The organism is Sedimentitalea xiamensis, assembly GCF_030164465.1.
GTDB lineage: Bacteria > Pseudomonadota > Alphaproteobacteria > Rhodobacterales > Rhodobacteraceae > Sedimentitalea > Sedimentitalea xiamensis.
Map to the genome: position 1 here is coordinate 16513 of NZ_JASNJE010000010.1, position 17452 is coordinate 33964.

The 17452-nt window shown below is 65.2% G+C and carries 17 protein-coding genes; 6 read left to right on the forward strand and 11 right to left on the reverse strand.

What is annotated here, in order from left to right; genetic code table 11:
- The 7 genes from QO034_RS10140 to QO034_RS10170 form a co-directional block, all read right to left on the reverse strand.
- On the reverse strand, positions 1-1251 hold the full coding sequence (locus QO034_RS10140) for a sarcosine oxidase subunit beta family protein (protein WP_284485414.1): 1251 nt from the start codon (positions 1249-1251) through the stop codon (positions 1-3).
- Between the two features lie 242 nt (positions 1252-1493).
- Complete coding sequence (locus QO034_RS10145; protein ID WP_284485415.1) at positions 1494-2087, reverse strand: tetratricopeptide repeat-containing protein; 594 nt, start codon at positions 2085-2087, stop codon at positions 1494-1496.
- The gene (locus QO034_RS10150; protein WP_284485416.1) at positions 2038-2745 is read right to left on the reverse strand and encodes an ABC transporter ATP-binding protein; all 708 of its coding nucleotides are present in this window, start codon (positions 2743-2745) and stop codon (positions 2038-2040) included. Before QO034_RS10150 ends, QO034_RS10145 begins: the two co-directional genes overlap by 50 nt.
- Positions 2735-3502: an ABC transporter ATP-binding protein gene (locus tag QO034_RS10155; protein ID WP_284485417.1), complete on the reverse strand. Its 768-nt coding sequence runs from the start codon at positions 3500-3502 to the stop codon at positions 2735-2737. Before QO034_RS10155 ends, QO034_RS10150 begins: the two co-directional genes overlap by 11 nt.
- Positions 3499-4473 carry a branched-chain amino acid ABC transporter permease gene (locus tag QO034_RS10160; protein ID WP_284485418.1) on the reverse strand — a complete coding sequence of 325 codons (975 nt, stop codon included), beginning with the start codon at positions 4471-4473 and terminating at the stop codon, positions 3499-3501. Before QO034_RS10160 ends, QO034_RS10155 begins: the two co-directional genes overlap by 4 nt.
- Positions 4466-5335 carry a branched-chain amino acid ABC transporter permease gene (locus QO034_RS10165; RefSeq protein WP_284485419.1) on the reverse strand — a complete coding sequence of 290 codons (870 nt, stop codon included), beginning with the start codon at positions 5333-5335 and terminating at the stop codon, positions 4466-4468. The genes QO034_RS10160 and QO034_RS10165 overlap by 8 nt, the downstream gene beginning before the upstream one ends.
- A 60-nt stretch (positions 5336-5395) precedes the next feature.
- Complete coding sequence (locus tag QO034_RS10170) at positions 5396-6673, reverse strand: ABC transporter substrate-binding protein (protein WP_284485420.1); 1278 nt, start codon at positions 6671-6673, stop codon at positions 5396-5398.
- Positions 6674-7126: 453 nt separating this feature from the next.
- Here QO034_RS10170 and QO034_RS10175 point away from each other — a divergent pair, with 453 nt between their 5' ends.
- Positions 7127-7846 carry a FadR/GntR family transcriptional regulator gene (locus tag QO034_RS10175; RefSeq protein ID WP_284485421.1) on the forward strand — a complete coding sequence of 240 codons (720 nt, stop codon included), beginning with the start codon at positions 7127-7129 and terminating at the stop codon, positions 7844-7846.
- Here the strand turns inward: QO034_RS10175 and QO034_RS10180 are convergent.
- The gene (locus tag QO034_RS10180) at positions 7843-9141 is read right to left on the reverse strand and encodes an ABC transporter substrate-binding protein (RefSeq protein WP_284485422.1); all 1299 of its coding nucleotides are present in this window, start codon (positions 9139-9141) and stop codon (positions 7843-7845) included. The genes QO034_RS10175 and QO034_RS10180 overlap by 4 nt on opposite strands.
- Positions 9142-9314: 173 nt before the next feature.
- Here QO034_RS10180 and QO034_RS10185 point away from each other — a divergent pair, with 173 nt between their 5' ends.
- A complete protein-coding gene (locus QO034_RS10185; protein WP_284485423.1) occupies positions 9315-10658 on the forward strand; it encodes an NAD(P)-binding domain-containing protein in 1344 nt (447 codons plus the stop codon).
- A 76-nt stretch (positions 10659-10734) separates the two neighbouring features.
- Here the strand turns inward: QO034_RS10185 and QO034_RS10190 are convergent, their stop codons facing one another.
- Positions 10735-11034, reverse strand: a complete 300-nt coding sequence (locus tag QO034_RS10190) for a CcdB family protein (protein ID WP_284485424.1) — start codon at positions 11032-11034, stop codon at positions 10735-10737.
- 3 nt (positions 11035-11037) lie between these two features.
- Positions 11038-11268, reverse strand: a complete 231-nt coding sequence (locus tag QO034_RS10195) for a type II toxin-antitoxin system CcdA family antitoxin (protein WP_284485425.1) — start codon at positions 11266-11268, stop codon at positions 11038-11040.
- A 220-nt stretch (positions 11269-11488) separates the two neighbouring features.
- Between QO034_RS10195 and hutI the strand changes: the two genes are divergently transcribed.
- From hutI to hutU, 4 genes are read left to right on the forward strand one after another with little or no spacing between them, the layout of a single operon-like run.
- The gene (gene hutI / locus QO034_RS10200; RefSeq protein WP_284485426.1) at positions 11489-12700 is read left to right on the forward strand and encodes an imidazolonepropionase; all 1212 of its coding nucleotides are present in this window, start codon (positions 11489-11491) and stop codon (positions 12698-12700) included.
- A complete protein-coding gene (gene hutH, locus QO034_RS10205; RefSeq protein ID WP_284485427.1) occupies positions 12697-14235 on the forward strand; it encodes a histidine ammonia-lyase in 1539 nt (512 codons plus the stop codon). The genes hutI and hutH overlap by 4 nt, the downstream gene beginning before the upstream one ends.
- On the forward strand, positions 14232-15041 hold the full coding sequence (hutG, locus tag QO034_RS10210; protein ID WP_284485428.1) for an N-formylglutamate deformylase: 810 nt from the start codon (positions 14232-14234) through the stop codon (positions 15039-15041). Before hutH ends, hutG begins: the two co-directional genes overlap by 4 nt.
- The gene (gene hutU / locus QO034_RS10215) at positions 15038-16702 is read left to right on the forward strand and encodes a urocanate hydratase (protein ID WP_284485429.1); all 1665 of its coding nucleotides are present in this window, start codon (positions 15038-15040) and stop codon (positions 16700-16702) included. Before hutG ends, hutU begins: the two co-directional genes overlap by 4 nt.
- Positions 16703-16727: 25 nt before the next feature.
- Here hutU and QO034_RS10220 read toward each other — a convergent pair whose 3' ends face one another.
- A complete protein-coding gene (locus QO034_RS10220) occupies positions 16728-17417 on the reverse strand; it encodes a GntR family transcriptional regulator (RefSeq protein WP_284485430.1) in 690 nt (229 codons plus the stop codon).
- Positions 17418-17452 lie beyond the last annotated feature (35 nt).

The following is a 17452-nucleotide window of genomic DNA, read 5'->3' on the forward strand; positions in this document are numbered from 1 at the left end:
TCAATGCAGGTTGGGCTGCGCGCCCATGCCCTTTTCGTCGATCATCCGGCCCTTTTCGAACCGGTCGAACCGATAGGCGGCAGCGACGGGGTGCGGTTCGTCCTTCGCCAGCAGATGGGCGAAACACCAGCCCGACGCCGGTGTCGCCTTGAAACCGCCATAGCACCAGCCGCCGTTGAAATAGAGCCCGCCGATATGCGTCCGGTCGATGATCGGCGATCCATCCATCGACATGTCCATGATGCCGCCCCACATCCGCAAGAGCCGCACCCGGCCCAGCATCGGGAACAGCGCCATGCCGCCCTCGGCCACATCCTCGACCACCGGCAGGTTGCCGCGTTGGGCATAGGAGTTGTAACCGTCGAGATCGCCGCCAAAGACCAGCCCGCCCTTGTCGGACTGGCTGCAATAGAAATGCCCGGCGCCAAAGGTGACGACCCCCGGCAGGATCGGTTTCAGCCCTTCGGACACGAAGGCCTGCAGGACATGGCTTTCGATCGGCAGCCGCATGTCGGCCTTGGCCATCAACCGGCCGGAGGAACCGGCCACCGCGCAGCCGACCTTGCCCGCGCCGATGAAGCCGCGGCTGGTTTCGACCCCCTTGCAGACCCCGTTCTCGATACGGAACCCGGTGACTTCGCAATTCTGGATGATGTCCACGCCCAGGCTGTCGGCGCCGCGCGCATAGCCCCAGGCGACGGCGTCATGGCGCACCGTGCCGCCGCGGTGCTGCGCCAGCCCGCCCTTGATCGGAAAGCGTGCGTCGTCGAAGTTCATGAACGGATAGCGCGCCCGGATCTGATCGACGCTCAACAGTTCCGCATCGGCCCCGTTCAGGATCATCGCGTTGCCGCGCCGGGTAAAGGCGTCGCGCTGCGCATCCGTATGGATCAGATTCAGGATGCCGCGCTGGCTGATCATCGCGTTGTAGTTCAGGTCCTGTTCCAGCCCTTCCCAGAGCTTGAGCGAGAATTCATAGAAGGGTTCGTTGCCGTCCAGCAGGTAGTTGGACCGGATGATCGTGGTGTTCCGGCCGACGTTGCCGCCGCCGATCCAGCCCTTTTCCAGCACCGCGATCCGCTTGCCGCCGAACTGCTTGGCCAGGTAATAGGCGGTCGCGAGCCCATGCCCGCCGCCGCCGATGATGACCACGTCATAGGACGGCTGGGGGTCGGGATCGCGCCATGCGGGCGTCCATCCCTTGTGGCCCGTCAGGGCCTCCTTGATCACCTTGAAGCCGGAATAGCGCATCGCTCGACACTCCCTTTCCGGCCTTTATTGCAGGAACCGCGCGGATCGCCCTGTCGAAATCGGACAGAGACGATCAGGAACGCGACATCCTGCATTTTTTCGCGAAATGCCGGCAGCAGGCGAACTTAAAGCAAAAATTTATATGTTTTATCATTGTGTTGCATCATATTTTTAATGCTTAACTTTAACATAGACGCCCCGGAGCAGCCGCCCCGACGCCCTGCGCGATGTCGCAAATCCCGTCAGGACCGGTCGATCAGCAGCAGGCAGGCGGACAGCACCTTGCGGGTATCGTCATGCACATTCGGCTTCTCGCCGCGCCAGCGCGCGAAATGCCGGTGCCCGGCCCCGGCCGGGGCGGTGAGGCGGCGCAGGGTCTGTTCGGTCTCCGCCGCGATCCTGCCGATCCGCAGGCGCAGGTTGTCGTGATAGGTGTCCCGGTGCAGGGCCTCCATCCGCAGGTGAAACAGCGAACTGCGGGCACGGGGCGCGATCCGCATCGCCGCGATCTGCGGGCCGGAGTCGCGCCAGATGGCCAGCGCCGCGCGCTGCTGGCGGGCGTCGCCGGTGGCGATGCACAGGTTCGCATGCCCCGCCGCGCGGCGCAGGTCCCGGCGCGGGAAACAGAGTCGCCCCAGCAGATGCGCTACCCGAAATCCGCGAACGGCACCTGTGCGGTTCCCGGCCTCCCAGTCGCGCAGGGCGGATTCCATCAGCCGTTCCCAGACGAGATCGGCGCGCGACCAGCCCGCCGCGCGGGCCAGTTTCATCTCGGCGTCGGACGCCCTAAATCCCCAGATACGCGGCGCGGACGTGTTCATTGTCGTGAAGCTCATGGGCCGGCCCCTCCAAGGCCATGTTTCCGGTTTCCAGCACATAGGCCTGATCGGCCAGGTCCAGCGCCAGTTCCGCGTTCTGTTCCACCAGCACGACCGACAGGCCGCGGGCGTTGATCTCCTCGATGATGACCGCGATCTCCTCGACGATCACCGGGGCCAGCCCCATGGACGGTTCGTCCATCATCAGGATCTTCGGGTCCGACATCAGCGCGCGGCCGATCGCCAGCATCTGCTGTTCGCCCCCCGACATGGTCTGCGCCCGCTGCCCGCGCCGTTCCCTGAGCCGGGGGAAGCGCGCGTAGACATCGGCCAGGTCCTTTTCGACCTTGTCATGGTCCCGGCGCAGGAAGGCCCCGGTGCGCAGGTTTTCCTCGACCGTCATGTCGGGAAAGATCCGCCGGCCTTCGGGCACATGGGCGATGCCATGCGCCACGATCCGGTCGGCGGGCAGCGTGTCGATCCGGGTGCCGCCCAGCCGGATTTCCCCGGACCGGATCGGCACCATGCCCGACAGAGCCCGCAGGGTCGTCGTCTTGCCCGCGCCATTGCCTCCGATGATGGTGACGATCTTGCCCTCGGGCACAGTGATCGAAATATCGCGGATCGCCGATACCTTGCCGTAGCTGACGGCGATGCCCCGTGCCTCAAGCAACATGGCGCGCGCCTCCGAGATAGGCTTCGATCACCGCCGGGTGATTGCGGATTTCCTTCGGTCCGCCCTCGGCCAGGAACTTGCCGAAGCTCATGCAGGTGATGGTGTCGCACAGGCCCATGATCGCCTGCATGTCGTGTTCCACCAGCAGGATGGTGATGCCGCTGTCGCGCAGGTTGCGCATCAGGCCCATCATCCGGCGGGTTTCTTCGGGGTTCATGCCGGTGAACGGTTCGTCCAGCAGCACAACGTCCGGATGCGAGGCATAGGCGACCGCCATCCCCAGCGCCCGCTGGTGCCCATGAGACAGATCGCCCGCGCGTTCCCCGGCGAGATGGTCGAGGCCAAAGAATTCCAGCGCCTCCCGCGCGCGCGCCTCGGCCCCGATCCGGTCTTCCTTGTCCCAGCCGACGATGGCGGCAAAGATGTTGGGGCGGAACGGCATATGCGTGCCGACCAGCGCGTTTTCCAGCACCGTCAATTCGGCGAACAGGGTCGAATGCTGGAAGGTGCGCACCACGCCGCGCCGGGCGACCTCGTGGGTCTTCAGCCCCGAAATGTCTTCGCCGCGCAGCAACACCTGCCCCGAAGTCGGTTTGTAAAAACCCGAGATCATGTTGAAGGTTGTGGTCTTGCCCGCGCCATTGGGACCGATCAGGCCGTGGATCTGGCCGTGTTCGACCGTAAAGCTCAGATGATCCACCGCCATCAGCCCGCCGAACCGCATGGTCAGATCCCTGATTTCCAGAAACGTGGTCATTCCGCGACCCTTTCCTTGGCTGGCGCCGCTTTGCGGCGGAGGAGTTTCTGCACCAGGCTTTCAAGACCGTCGGGCAGGAACAGGATCGACGCGATCAGGATCGCCCCGTAGATCAGCGGGCGCATCTGTTCGAACCCCAGTTCGCGCAGCACGATTTCATTGAGAACGGTCAACGCGATACAGCCCAGGATCGGCCCGTAGAAGGTCGCGGTGCCGCCGACGATGGCCCAGGTCAGCACGAAGACCATGACTTCGACATCGAAACTGTTCGGGTTGATCGTGCCGACATAATGCGCCAGCAACGCGCCGCTGATTCCCGCGAAGCCGCTGGCGATGGCGAAGGCCAGCGTGCGATAGGCCCGCAGGTTCACGCCGGACGCTTCGGCCAGCTTGTCCTGCCAGTGCACCGCGTGAAAGGTCAGCCCGACCGGGGATTTTTCGATCCGCCACAGAACCCAGAGACAGACCCCGACCACGATCCCCGCGAAATAGTAGTAGCTGACGGGTTCGAAGAAATCGAAACGGTAGAAACCGACGGAGAAATCCGGCATCGGGTCGATCCCCTTGATCCCCTTGGCGCCGCCAAAGGGCTCGCGGAACCGTTTCCAGAGCAGCCGGATGATCTCGCCCGCCGCGAAACTGCCGATCAGGAAATAGAAGCCTTTCATCCGGAACAGCGGAAAGCTGAGAACCACGGCCACCAGCGCCGCCGTCAGCCCGCCCAGCAGCATCGACAGAGGCACGGCGATGCCCAGTTCCTTGGTGTAGAGCGCCGAGGCATAGGCCCCGACCCCCATGATGACCACATGGCCCAGCGACCATTCGCCGGTCAGGGTCAGAAGCCGGTAGGATGCGACCAGAAGGATGTTGATGACGAGGAAAACCAGGATTTCCTGTTGCGAAAAGCTCAGGCCGTGCGGCAGCGCCAGAAAGGCCGCCAGGGCGAGTATCCAGATCCCGGCCCTAAGCACGTTCCCGGCTCCCGAACAGGCCCGTGGGCTTGACGATCAGCACCAGCAGCATCAGCGACAGCCCGGTGATGTCCGCGATCACCCCGTCAAAGAAGGTGGTGACGAAGGTATGCACCACCGCATAGACGACCGACGCGATCACCGCCCCTTCCAGCGACCCGACACCGCCGACGATGATGACGATGAAGGCGGTCACGATGACCGAATGGCCCATATGCGGGTTGACCGACACCAAAGGCGCTGTCAGCGCGCCGGCCACACCCGCGAGGGCCGCACCGATGAACATAGCGATCCGCGCGGTCTGGGTGATCGAGATGCCCTGGAGCGCCGCCGCTTCCGGGTCCTGGGCCGAGGCGCGCAAGGCCCAGCCGAACCGGGTGCGTTTCAGGAAATACCAGAGCGCGGTCAGCAGGACCACGGCGGCGACGATCACGTAGAGCCGCGCCACCGGCAGGCGCACCTTTTCCGAGAATTCGATGACCTGCTGCGTCACCGGCGGGATATGTTCCATCCGCACGCCGAACCCCATGACCGCCAGCGATTGCAGGATCATCAGGAACCCGATCGAGGCCACCAGCCCGCCGAGCGGATTGTCCTTCAAGGGGCGGAACAGCGCCCGCTCCATCAGCAGGCCCAGCAGCCCGACGAACACCAGCCCCGCCGCGACGGCGACGAAAAACGGCAGGTGCGCGTCGGCATAGAGCGCCACCACGGCATAGGCCCCGGCCATGAACAGTTCGCCATGGGCGAAGTTCAGCACGCCCATGACGCCGAAGATCAGGACCAGCCCGACCGCGACAAGGGAAATGTAGCTCGCAGCATATACGGCATTGAGGCCGGTCTGCGCCAATAGGTCCAGCATCGTCTTCTTCTCGTTGGGACACGGGGCGCGGCGCGGGGATGTCCCGCGCCGCCAGTCGCGCTAGCTGCGCTGGTTCCACATCTGGTCATAGGCGGTCATGTGCTTGACCAGCAGATCGCCGTGCCTGGCATACCAGTCGGGGATCGACTTGAACGCCTTGACCCTGGCCTTGCCGCCCTCGATCACCACCACCGGCCAGTCGCCGACCAGGGCGTTGTCGATGCCGAACAGCTCGCTGCCCCACCAGTCGGCCTGACCGAAGGCGTGATCGCCCTTGCCGCCGTCCTTCATCGCCGCCATCACCGCCTCGGGATCGGCGGAGCCGGCCTTTTCGGCGGCGGCCTTCCACAGGTCCATGATCGACGCGTATTCCCAGCTCACCGCGCCCCACTGGCCCGGATGGCGTTTGTTGTATTCAGCGTAAAAGCCGTTGGGATCGGCGAAATTGATGGTGTCCGCGTTCAGCGCCGGATCGTCGAAATCCGGGAACTGGAAGACGAAGCCTTCCATGAACTCTTCTGACGTCTTGGCGATCATCTGGTCGTAGAAATCGGCGGTGCAGGAAATGATCTGCCCCTTGTAGCCCTGCTGGAACAGCTGCTCGCAGATCGGATGCACATAGTCCGAATAGCAGGTGTCGAGACAGACGATATCCGGATCGTTGGCGATCAGCCGGGTGACGACCGGGGCGAAATCCGTGGTCGCCGGGTCAAACAGCAGCGGGTCGTCCAGCATCTCGATCCCCGCCGCCTCAAACGCAGCGAGATAGGTGGCGACCGACGGCAGACCCAGCGCGTCGTCCTGCGCGCACATCACCGCGGTCTTCAGGTCCGGCTTGTTCTCGGCCAGCCATTCGACCCCGGTCACATTGTAGATCGGGTGCACCTCGGCCGGCGCGATCAGCGTGGTGGTTTCGGGGCTGAGATCGCTGGGCAGCAGGGTGGAGAACAGCATGCCGGTCTTGTCGGCGACGGGCTGCACACCGGGCCAGGTGTCGCCACCCAGCATCATGATGAAACTGACGCCATCCTCGCGGATCAGCTTGGTCGCGCCGGTGCGGGCCTTGGCCGGGTCGTATTCGTTGTCATAGGACACGAATTCGACCTGATAATCCCCGTCCGCCAGCTTGATGCCGCCCGCGGCGTTGATCCGTTCGGCCCAGATCGCACAGCCATCCAGCCCCGGCTTGCCCCAGGCCGCGACGGCCCCGGTCAGCGGCGCGAGGAATCCGATCCGGATCACCTTGTCCTGTGCGGCGGCAAGTCGCGGCAGGCTCGCGGCGACGGTCGCCGCCGCCGTCGATTTCAGAAATGTCCTGCGTGAGAATCTGGAAAACATCTGTCACTCCCGTGTTGCGTCCGCCTGTTGTCCGGCGGTCCGTTTTCGAATACCAATTTCGGGCCAATTTTTCGCGCCGATCCCTCTCTCAATGGATCGCGCCCAATTTTGGACCGAAAGCCTGGTTTCGAGGTCAGGCTACCCGATTCAATGTTTCCCGCAAAGAAATTTTATTGCTTTTGGTTCCTTTTTTCGGACAGAAACGCGGGGCGACGGCGAAAGATGAGCGGAAAAGTCAAATTTTGCATAGGCTTAAACGCCTGCTAAAAATAGCCGCGACTGAACCGGTTTCGGACCAATTCCCGGACCGATCTTGCCTCTTGGGCCAGAATATGCGCAGACTCGTCCCTGGCGGACCCGACCGCCCGGCGGATTTGCTCCGTCCGCGAACCACCTTCAAGACGGGCTGACCGCCTTCCGAACCGACCACTGCATCGCAATGAACGCATCCAAATGACCGACGCCTTGACATCCCAGATCCTGACCGGCCATTCGGTCGGCGCCACGGTCCAGGTCGTGATCGACGCGCTGTTCGCCCGGATCAAGTCCGAAGAATACCCGGCGGACACGAGATTGCCGTCCGAACGCACCCTGGCCTCCGATCTGGGCGTGTCGCGCAACACGGTCCGGGAGGCCCTGGACGTTCTGGAATCGCGCAACATCATCCGCCGCCGCGCCGGCAGCGGCAGCTTCGTCACCTACCGGTCCGAACCCGAAATCCCGCGGGGCGACCGCTCCGTGGCGGAAAACACCAGCCCGCTGGATCACCTGGTGGTGCGCGGCATCCTGGAACCGGAAATGGTGCGTCTGGCCGTCATCAACATGACGCCCCGCGATCTCGAAGACCTGGGCGAAACCCTGACCCGGATCGAAGCCGTGCGCACCGATGCGGTGGAATTCGTGGCCTGCGAGGAAGAACTCTACCGCAAGATCGCGAAGGGCACCCGCAACCCGCTTCTCGCCTCCTGCTACGAGCTGGCGATCCAGGTCTGCCAGCAGAGTTTCCGCACCGCGCTCATGCGGCGGCACCTCACGCCCAGGCGGATTCAGGACTATCAGCAGCGCTACAACACCCTGTTCAACGCCATCGCGTCGCGCGACGTGGAAAGCGCGGTGGAATTCATCAAGCTGCACCTGGTGGAAGAACAGAAACTGCTGTTGCAGGAAGGCTAGCCCGGCACCGTCCGCGCATTCAGCGTCATTCCGGCCTGCGCGCCGACGCGCTGGTTCCACAGCTGGCCAAGCGCCGACATCTCGTCGCGCAGCAGGGCCTCGTGCCGCGACAGCCAGTCCGGGATCGACCCGAATTCGACGATCCGCGCCCTGCCCCCCTGCACCGTGACCACCGGCCAGTCGCCGACCAGCGCATTACCGATCCCGAACATGTCCTGCCCCCACCACTGCGCGTTTCCAAAGGCATGGGTGACCTGGCCCATCTGTTTCATCGCCGCCAGAACCGACACGGAATTGATGCTGCCGGCCTTTTCCACCGCCGCGTGCCATATATCGAGAATTGCCGCGTATTCCCAGCTGACCGCGCTCCAGGTTCCGGGAAAGCGGCGGTTGTATTCGGCAAAGAACATCTGCGGCTGATTGAAAAAGAACGCTTTCTTGCGCAGCATCGGATCGTCGAAATCGGGAAACTGAAAGGTCGCGCCTTCCATGAAACCGGCCGAGGTGCGCGCCACGAGCCGGTCGTAATTGTCCAGCGTGCAGGACAGGATCGTGCCGCGAAACCCCTGCGCATGGGCGTATTCGGTCATCGCGTGCACCATCGGCGTATGACTCGTGCACCAGCACAGGATGTCCGGGTCAGTGTCCAGCATCGGCTGCACCAGCGCCGCCGCACCCGTGCCGTCGGGATCATAACGGATCTCCTTGGCGACGGTCAGCCCCGCCGCCCTGAACGCGGCGCGATAGGTCGCCAGCGACGGCGTGCCAAGCGCATCGGTCTGGCTGCACATCGCCACCCGGCGCAGTTCCGGCCGGGTGCGGGCCAGCCAGTCCACCCCGGTCACGTTGTAGATCGGGTGCACTTCGCTGGGCGCGATCAGATAGGGCGTATCGGGCGACAGGTCGCTGGGCAGCAGCGTCGAGGTCAGCACCTTGCGCGCCATCAAATCGTCACGCACCGGGGTGAAACTGTCACCGCCCAGCATCATCATCAGCGCCACATCATAAGTCCGGGTCAGATACCGCGCCCCTTCGACGGCGCGGTCCGGGTCATAGCCGCAGTCAAACGCATGAATGCGGATCGGATACCGCCGCCCCCGGATCAGAAGCCCGCCGGACCGGTTCAGCCAGTCCTCCCAGATCTGACAGCCGTTCAGCCCCGGCCGCCCCCAGGATTCGACCGGACCGCTCAGCGGCGCGAGGAAACCGATGTTGACCGGCTCGCTCATGCCCACGCGCATCCGGGGCAAGGCGCTGGTGACGGCGAGCGAATGGGCGAAACTGGAACCTGACATGAGCCAGATCTAGCAGCAAATCCGGTCCGCGGCAGGGGGTTTTTTAGGAAATGGGCGGAAATTTTGTTTCGCAGGATGAAAATTGGTTGACAGATTGGTCCTCCGGATGGCTATTTGGACCAGACCAATAAAGAACCAGTGACTCATCTGGTTTCGCAACACGGGAGAACCACATGACACAGAAACGGGTTGCCGTCATCGGCGCGGGGCCGTCGGGCCTGGCACAGCTGCGCGCCTTCCAGTCCGCCGCCCAGAAGGGCGCCGAGATCCCCGAGATCGTCTGTTTCGAGAAGCAGGACAACTGGGGCGGGCTCTGGAACTACACCTGGCGCACCGGCCTGGACGAGAACGGCGAGCCCGTCCACTGTTCGATGTATCGCTATCTCTGGTCCAACGGCCCCAAGGAGGGCCTGGAATTCGCCGATTATTCCTTCGAGGAACATTTCGGCAAGCAGATCGCCTCCTACCCGCCGCGCGCCGTGCTGTTCGACTATATCGAAGGCCGGGTGCTCAAGGCGGATGTGCGCAAGTGGATCCGCTTCAACTCGGTCATCCGCTGGGTGCAGTATAACGAGGACGCGGGCAATTTCACCGTCACCGTGCACGACCATTCCAAGGACAGCACCTACAGCGAGGATTTCGACCACGTCATCGTCGCCTCGGGCCATTTCTCGACCCCGAACGTGCCCTTCTACGAAGGTTTCGACACGTTCAACGGCCGCGTCCTGCACGCCCATGATTTCCGCGACGCCCGCGAATTCAAGAACAAGGACATCCTGATCCTCGGCTCAAGCTATTCGGCCGAAGACATCGGGTCGCAATGCTGGAAATACGGCTGCAAGTCCGTCACCGTCGCCTATCGCAACGCGCCGATGGGCTTTGACTGGCCCGACAACTGGGCAGAAGTCCCGGCGCTGGTCAAGGTGGACGGCCGGACCGCCTATTTCAAGGACGGCAGCAGCCGCGAGGTCGATGCGATCATCCTCTGCACCGGCTACAAGCATTTCTTCAACTTCCTGCCGGACGACCTGCGCCTGAAGACCGCCAACCGGCTTGCCGCCGCTGATCTCTACAAGGGCGTGGCCTGGGTGCACAATCCCAAGCTGTTCTATCTCGGGATGCAGGACCAGTGGTTCACCTTCAACATGTTCGACGCCCAGGCCTGGTGGGTGCGCGACGCGATCATGGGCAAGCTCGATATTCCCGGTGAACAGGCGATGCTGGCCGATGTCAAGGAACGCGAAGCCCGCGAGGAAGCCAGCGACGACGCCAAATACGCGATCAAGTATCAGGGCGACTATGTGCAGGAACTGATCGACGAGACCGATTATCCCAGCTTCGACGTCGATGGCGCGTGCGAAGCCTTCTACCAGTGGAAAAAGCACAAGTCCGAAAACATCATGGGATTTCGCAACAACTGCTACAAATCCGTCATTACGGGCACGATGGCCCCTGTGCACCACACCCCGTGGAAGGACGCGCTGGACGACACGATGCCCGTCTACTTGCAGAACTGACCCCTCCCCGTCGGTCCCTGCAAGACCTGACCCCCGCAGCAATGCGGGGGTTTTTCGTTGCGCGGCGTCCGGTTTTTCAGATCCCCGACAGAAGCGCGTCCATGGCGCGCAGGATGTCGTCGCGCAACACCGCCAGCGACCCGATCCTTGTCCCCAGTTCGCCCAGGGTCAGGGTCGCGGCGAGCTGCGGCATCACCAGAAAAGATTCTTCGCCGATCACCGCGACCGGGTTCAGGCTGCGCAGCACGCGGTTCACCGAATGCGCCGGAACCAGCGGCGCCACCACGCGGGTGTTCAACTGGTCCAGCAGGTCGCTTTGCAGGATGACGACCATCGGGCCGCCGGCCATGCGATAGAGATCGAACTGCGCCGTCATCGGTCAGAACTTGCGAAATCCCGACAGCGGCGGCCCGTCGCGATCCAGGAAAGCGTTGTAATCGGCGATCGCCCCGGCGTTTTCCTGTTTCCAGATCCGCGCGCGTTCCGCCCGGATCGCCGCGACCAGCCCGGATTCGGCCGCCTGCGACAGGTTGATGCCCAGGGCGCGAGCCTCGTCCAGAACCTTTGCATCCAGCGTCATGCTGGTGGATTTCCGTGTCTGTTCGCGCATGTCCTGCCCCGTGATATACCGTCAAACATACCGCAAATTCTGCCGCCGGTCGAGTGGCATCAGATCTGCAATCCGCCCCGGCGCAATCCGATCCGACCGGAACTGAGCAGGACATGTCTTGCGTGGATCACTTCTATTTCCATGCTTATTGATTTTATGTATAGACATATTAGACAAAAATAACTACGAGAAAAGACGAATCTTTCAAGGACACCTGCTCATGGCCAACAGCGATCAATTGCTTTGCGACCTGCGCGCCGCGACTCTGACCGGGTCCGGAACGCCCTATGGGCTGATCGACGACGCCGCCATCGCGCTGTCGCAGAGGCGGATCGCGTGGGTCGGCCGCCGCGACGACCTGCCTGACGCCTTTCGCCGGTTCGAACCTCTGTCCCTGCGGGGACGGCTGGTGACGCCCGGCCTGATCGACTGCCACACTCACGCGGTGCATGGCGGCAACCGCGCCGCCGAATTCGAAATGCGGCTGAACGGCGCCAGCTACGAAGAGGTCGCGCGCGCCGGCGGCGGCATCGTGTCCACCGTCGCGGCGACCCGCGCCGCCAGCGAGGACGCATTGCTGCAAACCGCCCTGCGGCGCGTCGACGCCCTGATCGCCGAAGGCGTCACCACGATCGAGATCAAGTCCGGCTATGGCCTGGACATGGACACCGAACTGCGGATGCTGCGTGTCGCCCGCGCCATCGCGGCGCAGCGCCCGATCCGCGTCCGCACCTCCTTTCTCGGGGCGCATGCGACACCGCCCGAATACGCCGGGCGCGGCGACGCCTATATCGACGACATCTGCATCCCGGCCCTGCGCGCCGCCCATGCCGAAGGACTCGTGGACGCGGTGGACGGGTTCTGCGAAGGCATCGCCTTTTCCCCGGACCAGATCGCCCGCGTCTTCGTCGTGGCCCGCGCGCTGGACCTGCCGGTCAAGTTGCATGCGGAACAGCTCTCCAACCTCGGCGGCGCGAAACTGGCCGCCCGCCACGGCGCGTTGTCCGCCGACCACCTGGAATACCTCGACGAAGACGGGGTGCGGGCGATGGCCGGATCGGGCACGGTCGCGGTGATCCTGCCCGGCGCCTTCTACACGCTGCGCGAAACCCAGGCGCCGCCGATCGCGGCCTTGCGCCGGCACCGGGTGCCGATCGCCCTGGCCACCGACCTGAACCCCGGTTCCTCGCCGATGAATTCCCTGCTGCTGGCGATGAACATGGGCTGCACCCTGTTCCGCCTGACGCCCGAAGAGGCGCTGCGCGGCGTCACCGCCCATGCCGCCCGCGCGCTCGGCCTGGCGGACGCGGGCACGCTCGCCGCCGGCCAGCGCGCCGATCTTGCCATCTGGGATGTCGAGCACCCCGCCGAACTCAGCTACCGCATCGGTTTCAACCCCCTGCACGACCGCCTTTTCGGAGAATCGCCATGACCGGCCTGACACTGACACCGGGGGCCGTGACCCTCGCCGACCTGGAACGGGTGTTCCGCGACCAGGCCGCCGTGCGGCTCGACCCGTCCTGCCACGGGGCGATAATCGAGGCGCAGGAGCGGATCGACGCCGCCGCCAACGGGTCCGACGCCGTCTACGGGGTCAACACCGGGTTCGGCAAGCTGGCCAGCGTCAAGATCGCGGCGGCGGACACCGCCACCCTGCAACGCAACCTGATCCTGTCCCATTGCTGCGGCGTCGGCGACCCGATCCCCCGCGCCCATGCCCGCCTGATGATGGCGCTGAAGCTGCTCAGCCTCGGACGGGGCGCGTCGGGCGTGCGGCTCGAACTCGTGCATCTGATCGAAGCGATGCTGGACCGCGGCGTGACCCCGGTGATCCCGGCGCAGGGGTCGGTCGGGGCCTCCGGCGACCTTGCGCCGCTGGCGCATATGGCCGCCGTGATGATGGGCGAGGCCGAAGCCGAATTCGGCGGCGACATCCTGCCCGGCGCCGAGGCGCTGGCCCGCGCCGGCCTGTCCCCGGTGGTGCTGGGCGCGAAGGAAGGGTTGGCGCTGATCAACGGCACCCAGTTTTCCACCGCCTTCGCGCTGGCGGGGCTGTTCGGCGCATGGCGGGCGATGCAGTCGGCGCTCGTCACGTCGGCCCTGTCCACCGACGCTATCATGGGATCCACCGCGCCGCTGCAACCGGAAATCCACGCCCTGCGCGGCCACGCGGGCCAGATCGACGCCGCCGCCACGCTGCGCGCGCTGCTGGAGGGATCGGTCATCCGCGAAAGCCACCGCGACGGCGACAGCCGGGTGCAGGACCCCTATTGCATCCGCTGCCAGCCGCAGGTCACCGGCGCGGCGATGGACATGCTGCGCATGGCCGCGCGGACGCTGGAGATCGAATCCAACGCCGCCACCGACAATCCGCTGGTTCTGACCGGGGCCGGCCTGATCGTGTCCGGCGGCAATTTCCACGCCGAGCCGGTCGGGTTCGCCGCCGACATGATCGCGCTGGCCCTTGCCGAGATCGGCGCCATCGCGCAGCGCCGCATCGCGCTGATCGTGGACCCGGTCCTGTCCCATGACCTGCCGCCCTTCCTGACCCCCGATCCGGGGCTGAATTCCGGCTACATGATCGCCGAAGTCACCACCGCCGCCCTGATGAGCGAGAACAAGCACCTGGCCAATCCCTGCGTCACCGACAGCACCCCGACCAGCGCCAACCAGGAAGACCACGTGTCCATGGCCGCCCATGGCGCGGTGCGGCTGGGGCGGATGGTCGCCAATCTCGAACGCATCCTCGGGGTGGAACTGCTCTGCGCCGCGCAGGGCATCGAATTCCGCTCGCCGCTCGTGACCAGCCCGCCGCTGGGCCGCGTCGTGGCTGAACTGCGCGCCAGCGTGCCCGGCCTGACCGCCGACCGCTATCTCGCGCCCGACCTGGAAGCCGCGGCGGCGCTGATCCGGTCGGGCCGGACCGTCGCCAGCAGCGGCGTCGCCATGCCGGGGATCGCGCCGTGAGCGCCCCGGCGGCCCCGGTCGAGGTGACGCGCGGCGACAGCCCGGTCGTCCTGGGGCTGCCGCATACGGGCACCTTCGTTCCCGACGCCATCCGGGCGCGGCTGAACCCGCGCGGGCGGGGCTTGGACGACACGGACTGGCACATCGACCGGCTCTATCACGGGCTTCTGGACGGCGCGACAACGGTGCGGGCCACCTTTCACCGCTATGTCATCGACGCCAACCGCGACCCTTCGGGGGTCAGCCTCTACCCCGGCCGGAACACGACCGGGCTGGTGCCGCTGACGGATTTCGACGGGCGGCCCATCTGGGACATCCCGCCGGACGATGCGGAAACCGAAGACCGCCGCGCCGCCTTTCACGCGCCCTACCATGCGGCCCTGAAGGCGGAACTGGACCGGGTGAAGGCGCTGCACGGGATCGCGATCCTTTACGATTGCCATTCGATCCGGTCGCGGATTCCCTACCTGTTTGACGGCACGCTGCCGGATCTCAACATCGGCACGAACCACGGCACGACCTGTCACCGCGCCATCGAAACCGCGGTCTACGGGCTGTGCCGGGCCGAAGACCGCTATTCCACGGTGCTGAACGGCCGGTTCAAGGGCGGTTGGACCACGCGCCACTATGGCCGCCCCGACGACAACATCCACGCCATCCAGATGGAACTGGCCCAATCCACCTACCTGACCGGCGAGGCCGCGCCCTGGGACTATGACACCGGGGCGGCCGAACGCCTGCGCCCGGTTCTCAAGCGGATCCTGGGCCGGCTGGCGCATCTTGCCCTGAACGGAGACCTGACATGACCGACCCCCGCAAGAACATCCGCGACGTCTTTCCGGCAACCGGAACCGAGATCACCGCGAAAAGCTGGCTGACCGAGGCGCCGATGCGGATGCTGATGAACAACCTGCACCCGGACGTGGCCGAGAACCCGCACGAGCTCGTCGTCTATGGCGGTATCGGCCGCGCGGCCCGCACCTGGAAGGATTTCGACACCATCGTCGCCAGCCTGAAGGATCTGGAGGAAGACCAGACCCTTCTGGTGCAATCGGGAAAGCCGGTCGGCGTGTTCCAGACCCACAAGGACGCGCCCCGCGTGCTGATCGCCAACAGCAACCTGGTGCCGCATTGGGCGACCTGGGATCACTTCAACGAACTGGACCGGAAGGGGCTGGCCATGTACGGTCAGATGACCGCCGGATCCTGGATCTATATCGGCTCGCAAGGGATCGTGCAGGGCACCTACGAGACCTTCACCGAAGCTGGTCGGCAGCATTACGGCGGCGACCTGACCGGCAAGTGGATCCTGACCGGCGGGCTGGGCGGCATGGGCGGCGCGCAGCCGCTGGCGGCGGTGATGGCCGGGGCCTGCTGCCTGGCGGTGGAATGCAACCCCGACAGCATCGATTTCCGCCTGCGCACGAAATACGTCGATGAAAGGGCCGAGACGCTGGACGAAGCGCTGGAAATGATCGACCGCTGGACTGCGGCGGGCGAGGCGAAATCGGTGGGCCTGCTGGGCAATGCCGCCGACATCTTCCCCGAGATCCACAAACGCGGCATCCGCCCGGACATCGTGACCGACCAGACCAGCGCCCACGATCCGATCAACGGCTACCTGCCGCAGGGCTGGAGCGTGGCCGAGTGGCGCGAGAAGCGCGAAAGCGATCCGAAGGCGGTGGAAAGGGCCGCCCGCGCCAGCATGAAGGTGCATGTGGCCGCGATGGTCGATTTCTGGAACGACGGGGTGCCGACGCTGGACTACGGCAACAACATCCGCCAGGTGGCGCTGGAGGAAGGGCTGGAAAACGCCTTTGCCTTTCCGGGCTTCGTGCCCGCCTATATCCGCCCGCTGTTCTGCCGCGGCATCGGCCCGTTCCGCTGGTGCGCGCTGTCGGGCGATCCGGAGGACATCTACAAGACCGACGCCAAGGTGAAGGAACTGGTGGATGACGCGCACCTGCACCAGTGGCTCGACATGGCGCGGGACCGGATCAGTTTCCAGGGCCTGCCCGCGCGGATCTGCTGGGTTGGGCTGGGCGTGCGCCACAAGCTGGGTCTGGCCTTCAACGAGATGGTGCGCAACGGCGAGTTGCAGGCACCGGTGGTGATCGGACGCGACCACCTGGACAGCGGTTCGGTCGCCTCGCCCAACCGTGAGACCGAGGCGATGAAGGACGGCTCCGACGCGGTGTCGGACTGGCCGCTGCTGAACGCGCTGCTGAACACCGCGTCGGGCGCGACATGGGTGTCGCTGCACCATGGCGGCGGCGTCGGCATGGGGTTCTCGCAACACTCGGGCATGGTGATCTGCTGCGATGGCAGCGAAGACGCAGACCGCCGCATCGCCCGCGTGCTGTGGAACGACCCGGCGACCGGCGTCATGCGCCATGCCGACGCCGGATACGAGATCGCGAAGGACTGCGCCCGCGAAAACGGGCTGACCCTGCCGGGCATCCTCTGACTCGGCCGGCACGGGCGGGCGGCGGTCAGTATTGCGCGGTCATCCTGTGGCCGCGCCGGAAGGTCAGGCGGACGAAGGTGATCGCCTGGCCTTCCCACCAGGTCGACCGTTCGGTGCGGAACAGCGCATCGCCCGCCGCGCAGCCCAGATGGTCGGCGAGCGACGCATCCGCCTGCACCGCGAGAAAGCTGATTTCGGCATTCGAGAACGGCATCGCCGCGACCAGCCATTCGTTCGGCCCGGTGGCGGTGAAATCCGCCTCGGCGGCCTTGGGCAGCAGGTCGAGGCTGATCCAGCGGTCTTCGTGCTGGTAGGGCGCGCCATCGGCGTAATGCATGCAGACCAGGTGCAGGACCCGCCCGCCGTCCCGCAGGTTGAGCCGCGCCCGCAGCCAGTCCGGCGCGGCGCGGATGTCGCGCCGCACCAGCGCATAGCGGTAGGCCGCGCCCTGATCCTCGATCTCGGCGCGCACGATCGGAATCGCGAAACGGGCCTGCCGCACGGGCGCCATCCTGACCCGCGTTCCCGCCTTGCGGCGGCGTTCGATGATCCCGTCCTCGGCCAGTTCGCGCATCGCCCGGTTCACCGTGGCGCGGGCGCAGTCGTAGCTGCGAGCCAGATCCGTCTCGTTCGGCACGAGGCTGCCGGGCGGCCAGATCCCCTGGGTGATCTTGTCCAGAATATCCGCCTTCACGTCCCGATACGTGGCCGTCATGGCATCCCCCCTGCATGCGCCATCCGCCGGAACCA

Excerpts from the sequence above, each read along its gene's own strand:
- QO034_RS10140 (WP_284485414.1), bottom strand. The coding sequence starts at position 1,251 with ATGCGCTATTCCGGCTTCAAGGTGATCAAGGAGGCCCTGACGGGCCAC.
- QO034_RS10145 (WP_284485415.1), bottom strand. The coding sequence starts at position 2,087 with ATGAGCTTCACGACAATGAACACGTCCGCGCCGCGTATCTGGGGATTT.
- QO034_RS10150 (WP_284485416.1), bottom strand. The coding sequence starts at position 2,745 with ATGTTGCTTGAGGCACGGGGCATCGCCGTCAGCTACGGCAAGGTATCG.
- QO034_RS10155 (WP_284485417.1), bottom strand. The coding sequence starts at position 3,502 with ATGACCACGTTTCTGGAAATCAGGGATCTGACCATGCGGTTCGGCGGG.
- QO034_RS10165 (WP_284485419.1), bottom strand. The coding sequence starts at position 5,335 with ATGCTGGACCTATTGGCGCAGACCGGCCTCAATGCCGTATATGCTGCG.
- QO034_RS10170 (WP_284485420.1), bottom strand. The coding sequence starts at position 6,673 with ATGTTTTCCAGATTCTCACGCAGGACATTTCTGAAATCGACGGCGGCG.
- QO034_RS10175 (WP_284485421.1), top strand. The coding sequence starts at position 7,127 with ATGACCGACGCCTTGACATCCCAGATCCTGACCGGCCATTCGGTCGGC.
- QO034_RS10180 (WP_284485422.1), bottom strand. The coding sequence starts at position 9,141 with ATGTCAGGTTCCAGTTTCGCCCATTCGCTCGCCGTCACCAGCGCCTTG.
- QO034_RS10185 (WP_284485423.1), top strand. The coding sequence starts at position 9,315 with ATGACACAGAAACGGGTTGCCGTCATCGGCGCGGGGCCGTCGGGCCTG.
- QO034_RS10190 (WP_284485424.1), bottom strand. The coding sequence starts at position 11,034 with ATGACGGCGCAGTTCGATCTCTATCGCATGGCCGGCGGCCCGATGGTC.
- QO034_RS10195 (WP_284485425.1), bottom strand. The coding sequence starts at position 11,268 with ATGCGCGAACAGACACGGAAATCCACCAGCATGACGCTGGATGCAAAG.
- hutI (WP_284485426.1), top strand. The coding sequence starts at position 11,489 with ATGGCCAACAGCGATCAATTGCTTTGCGACCTGCGCGCCGCGACTCTG.
- hutH (WP_284485427.1), top strand. The coding sequence starts at position 12,697 with ATGACCGGCCTGACACTGACACCGGGGGCCGTGACCCTCGCCGACCTG.
- hutU (WP_284485429.1), top strand. The coding sequence starts at position 15,038 with ATGACCGACCCCCGCAAGAACATCCGCGACGTCTTTCCGGCAACCGGA.
- QO034_RS10220 (WP_284485430.1), bottom strand. The coding sequence starts at position 17,417 with ATGACGGCCACGTATCGGGACGTGAAGGCGGATATTCTGGACAAGATC.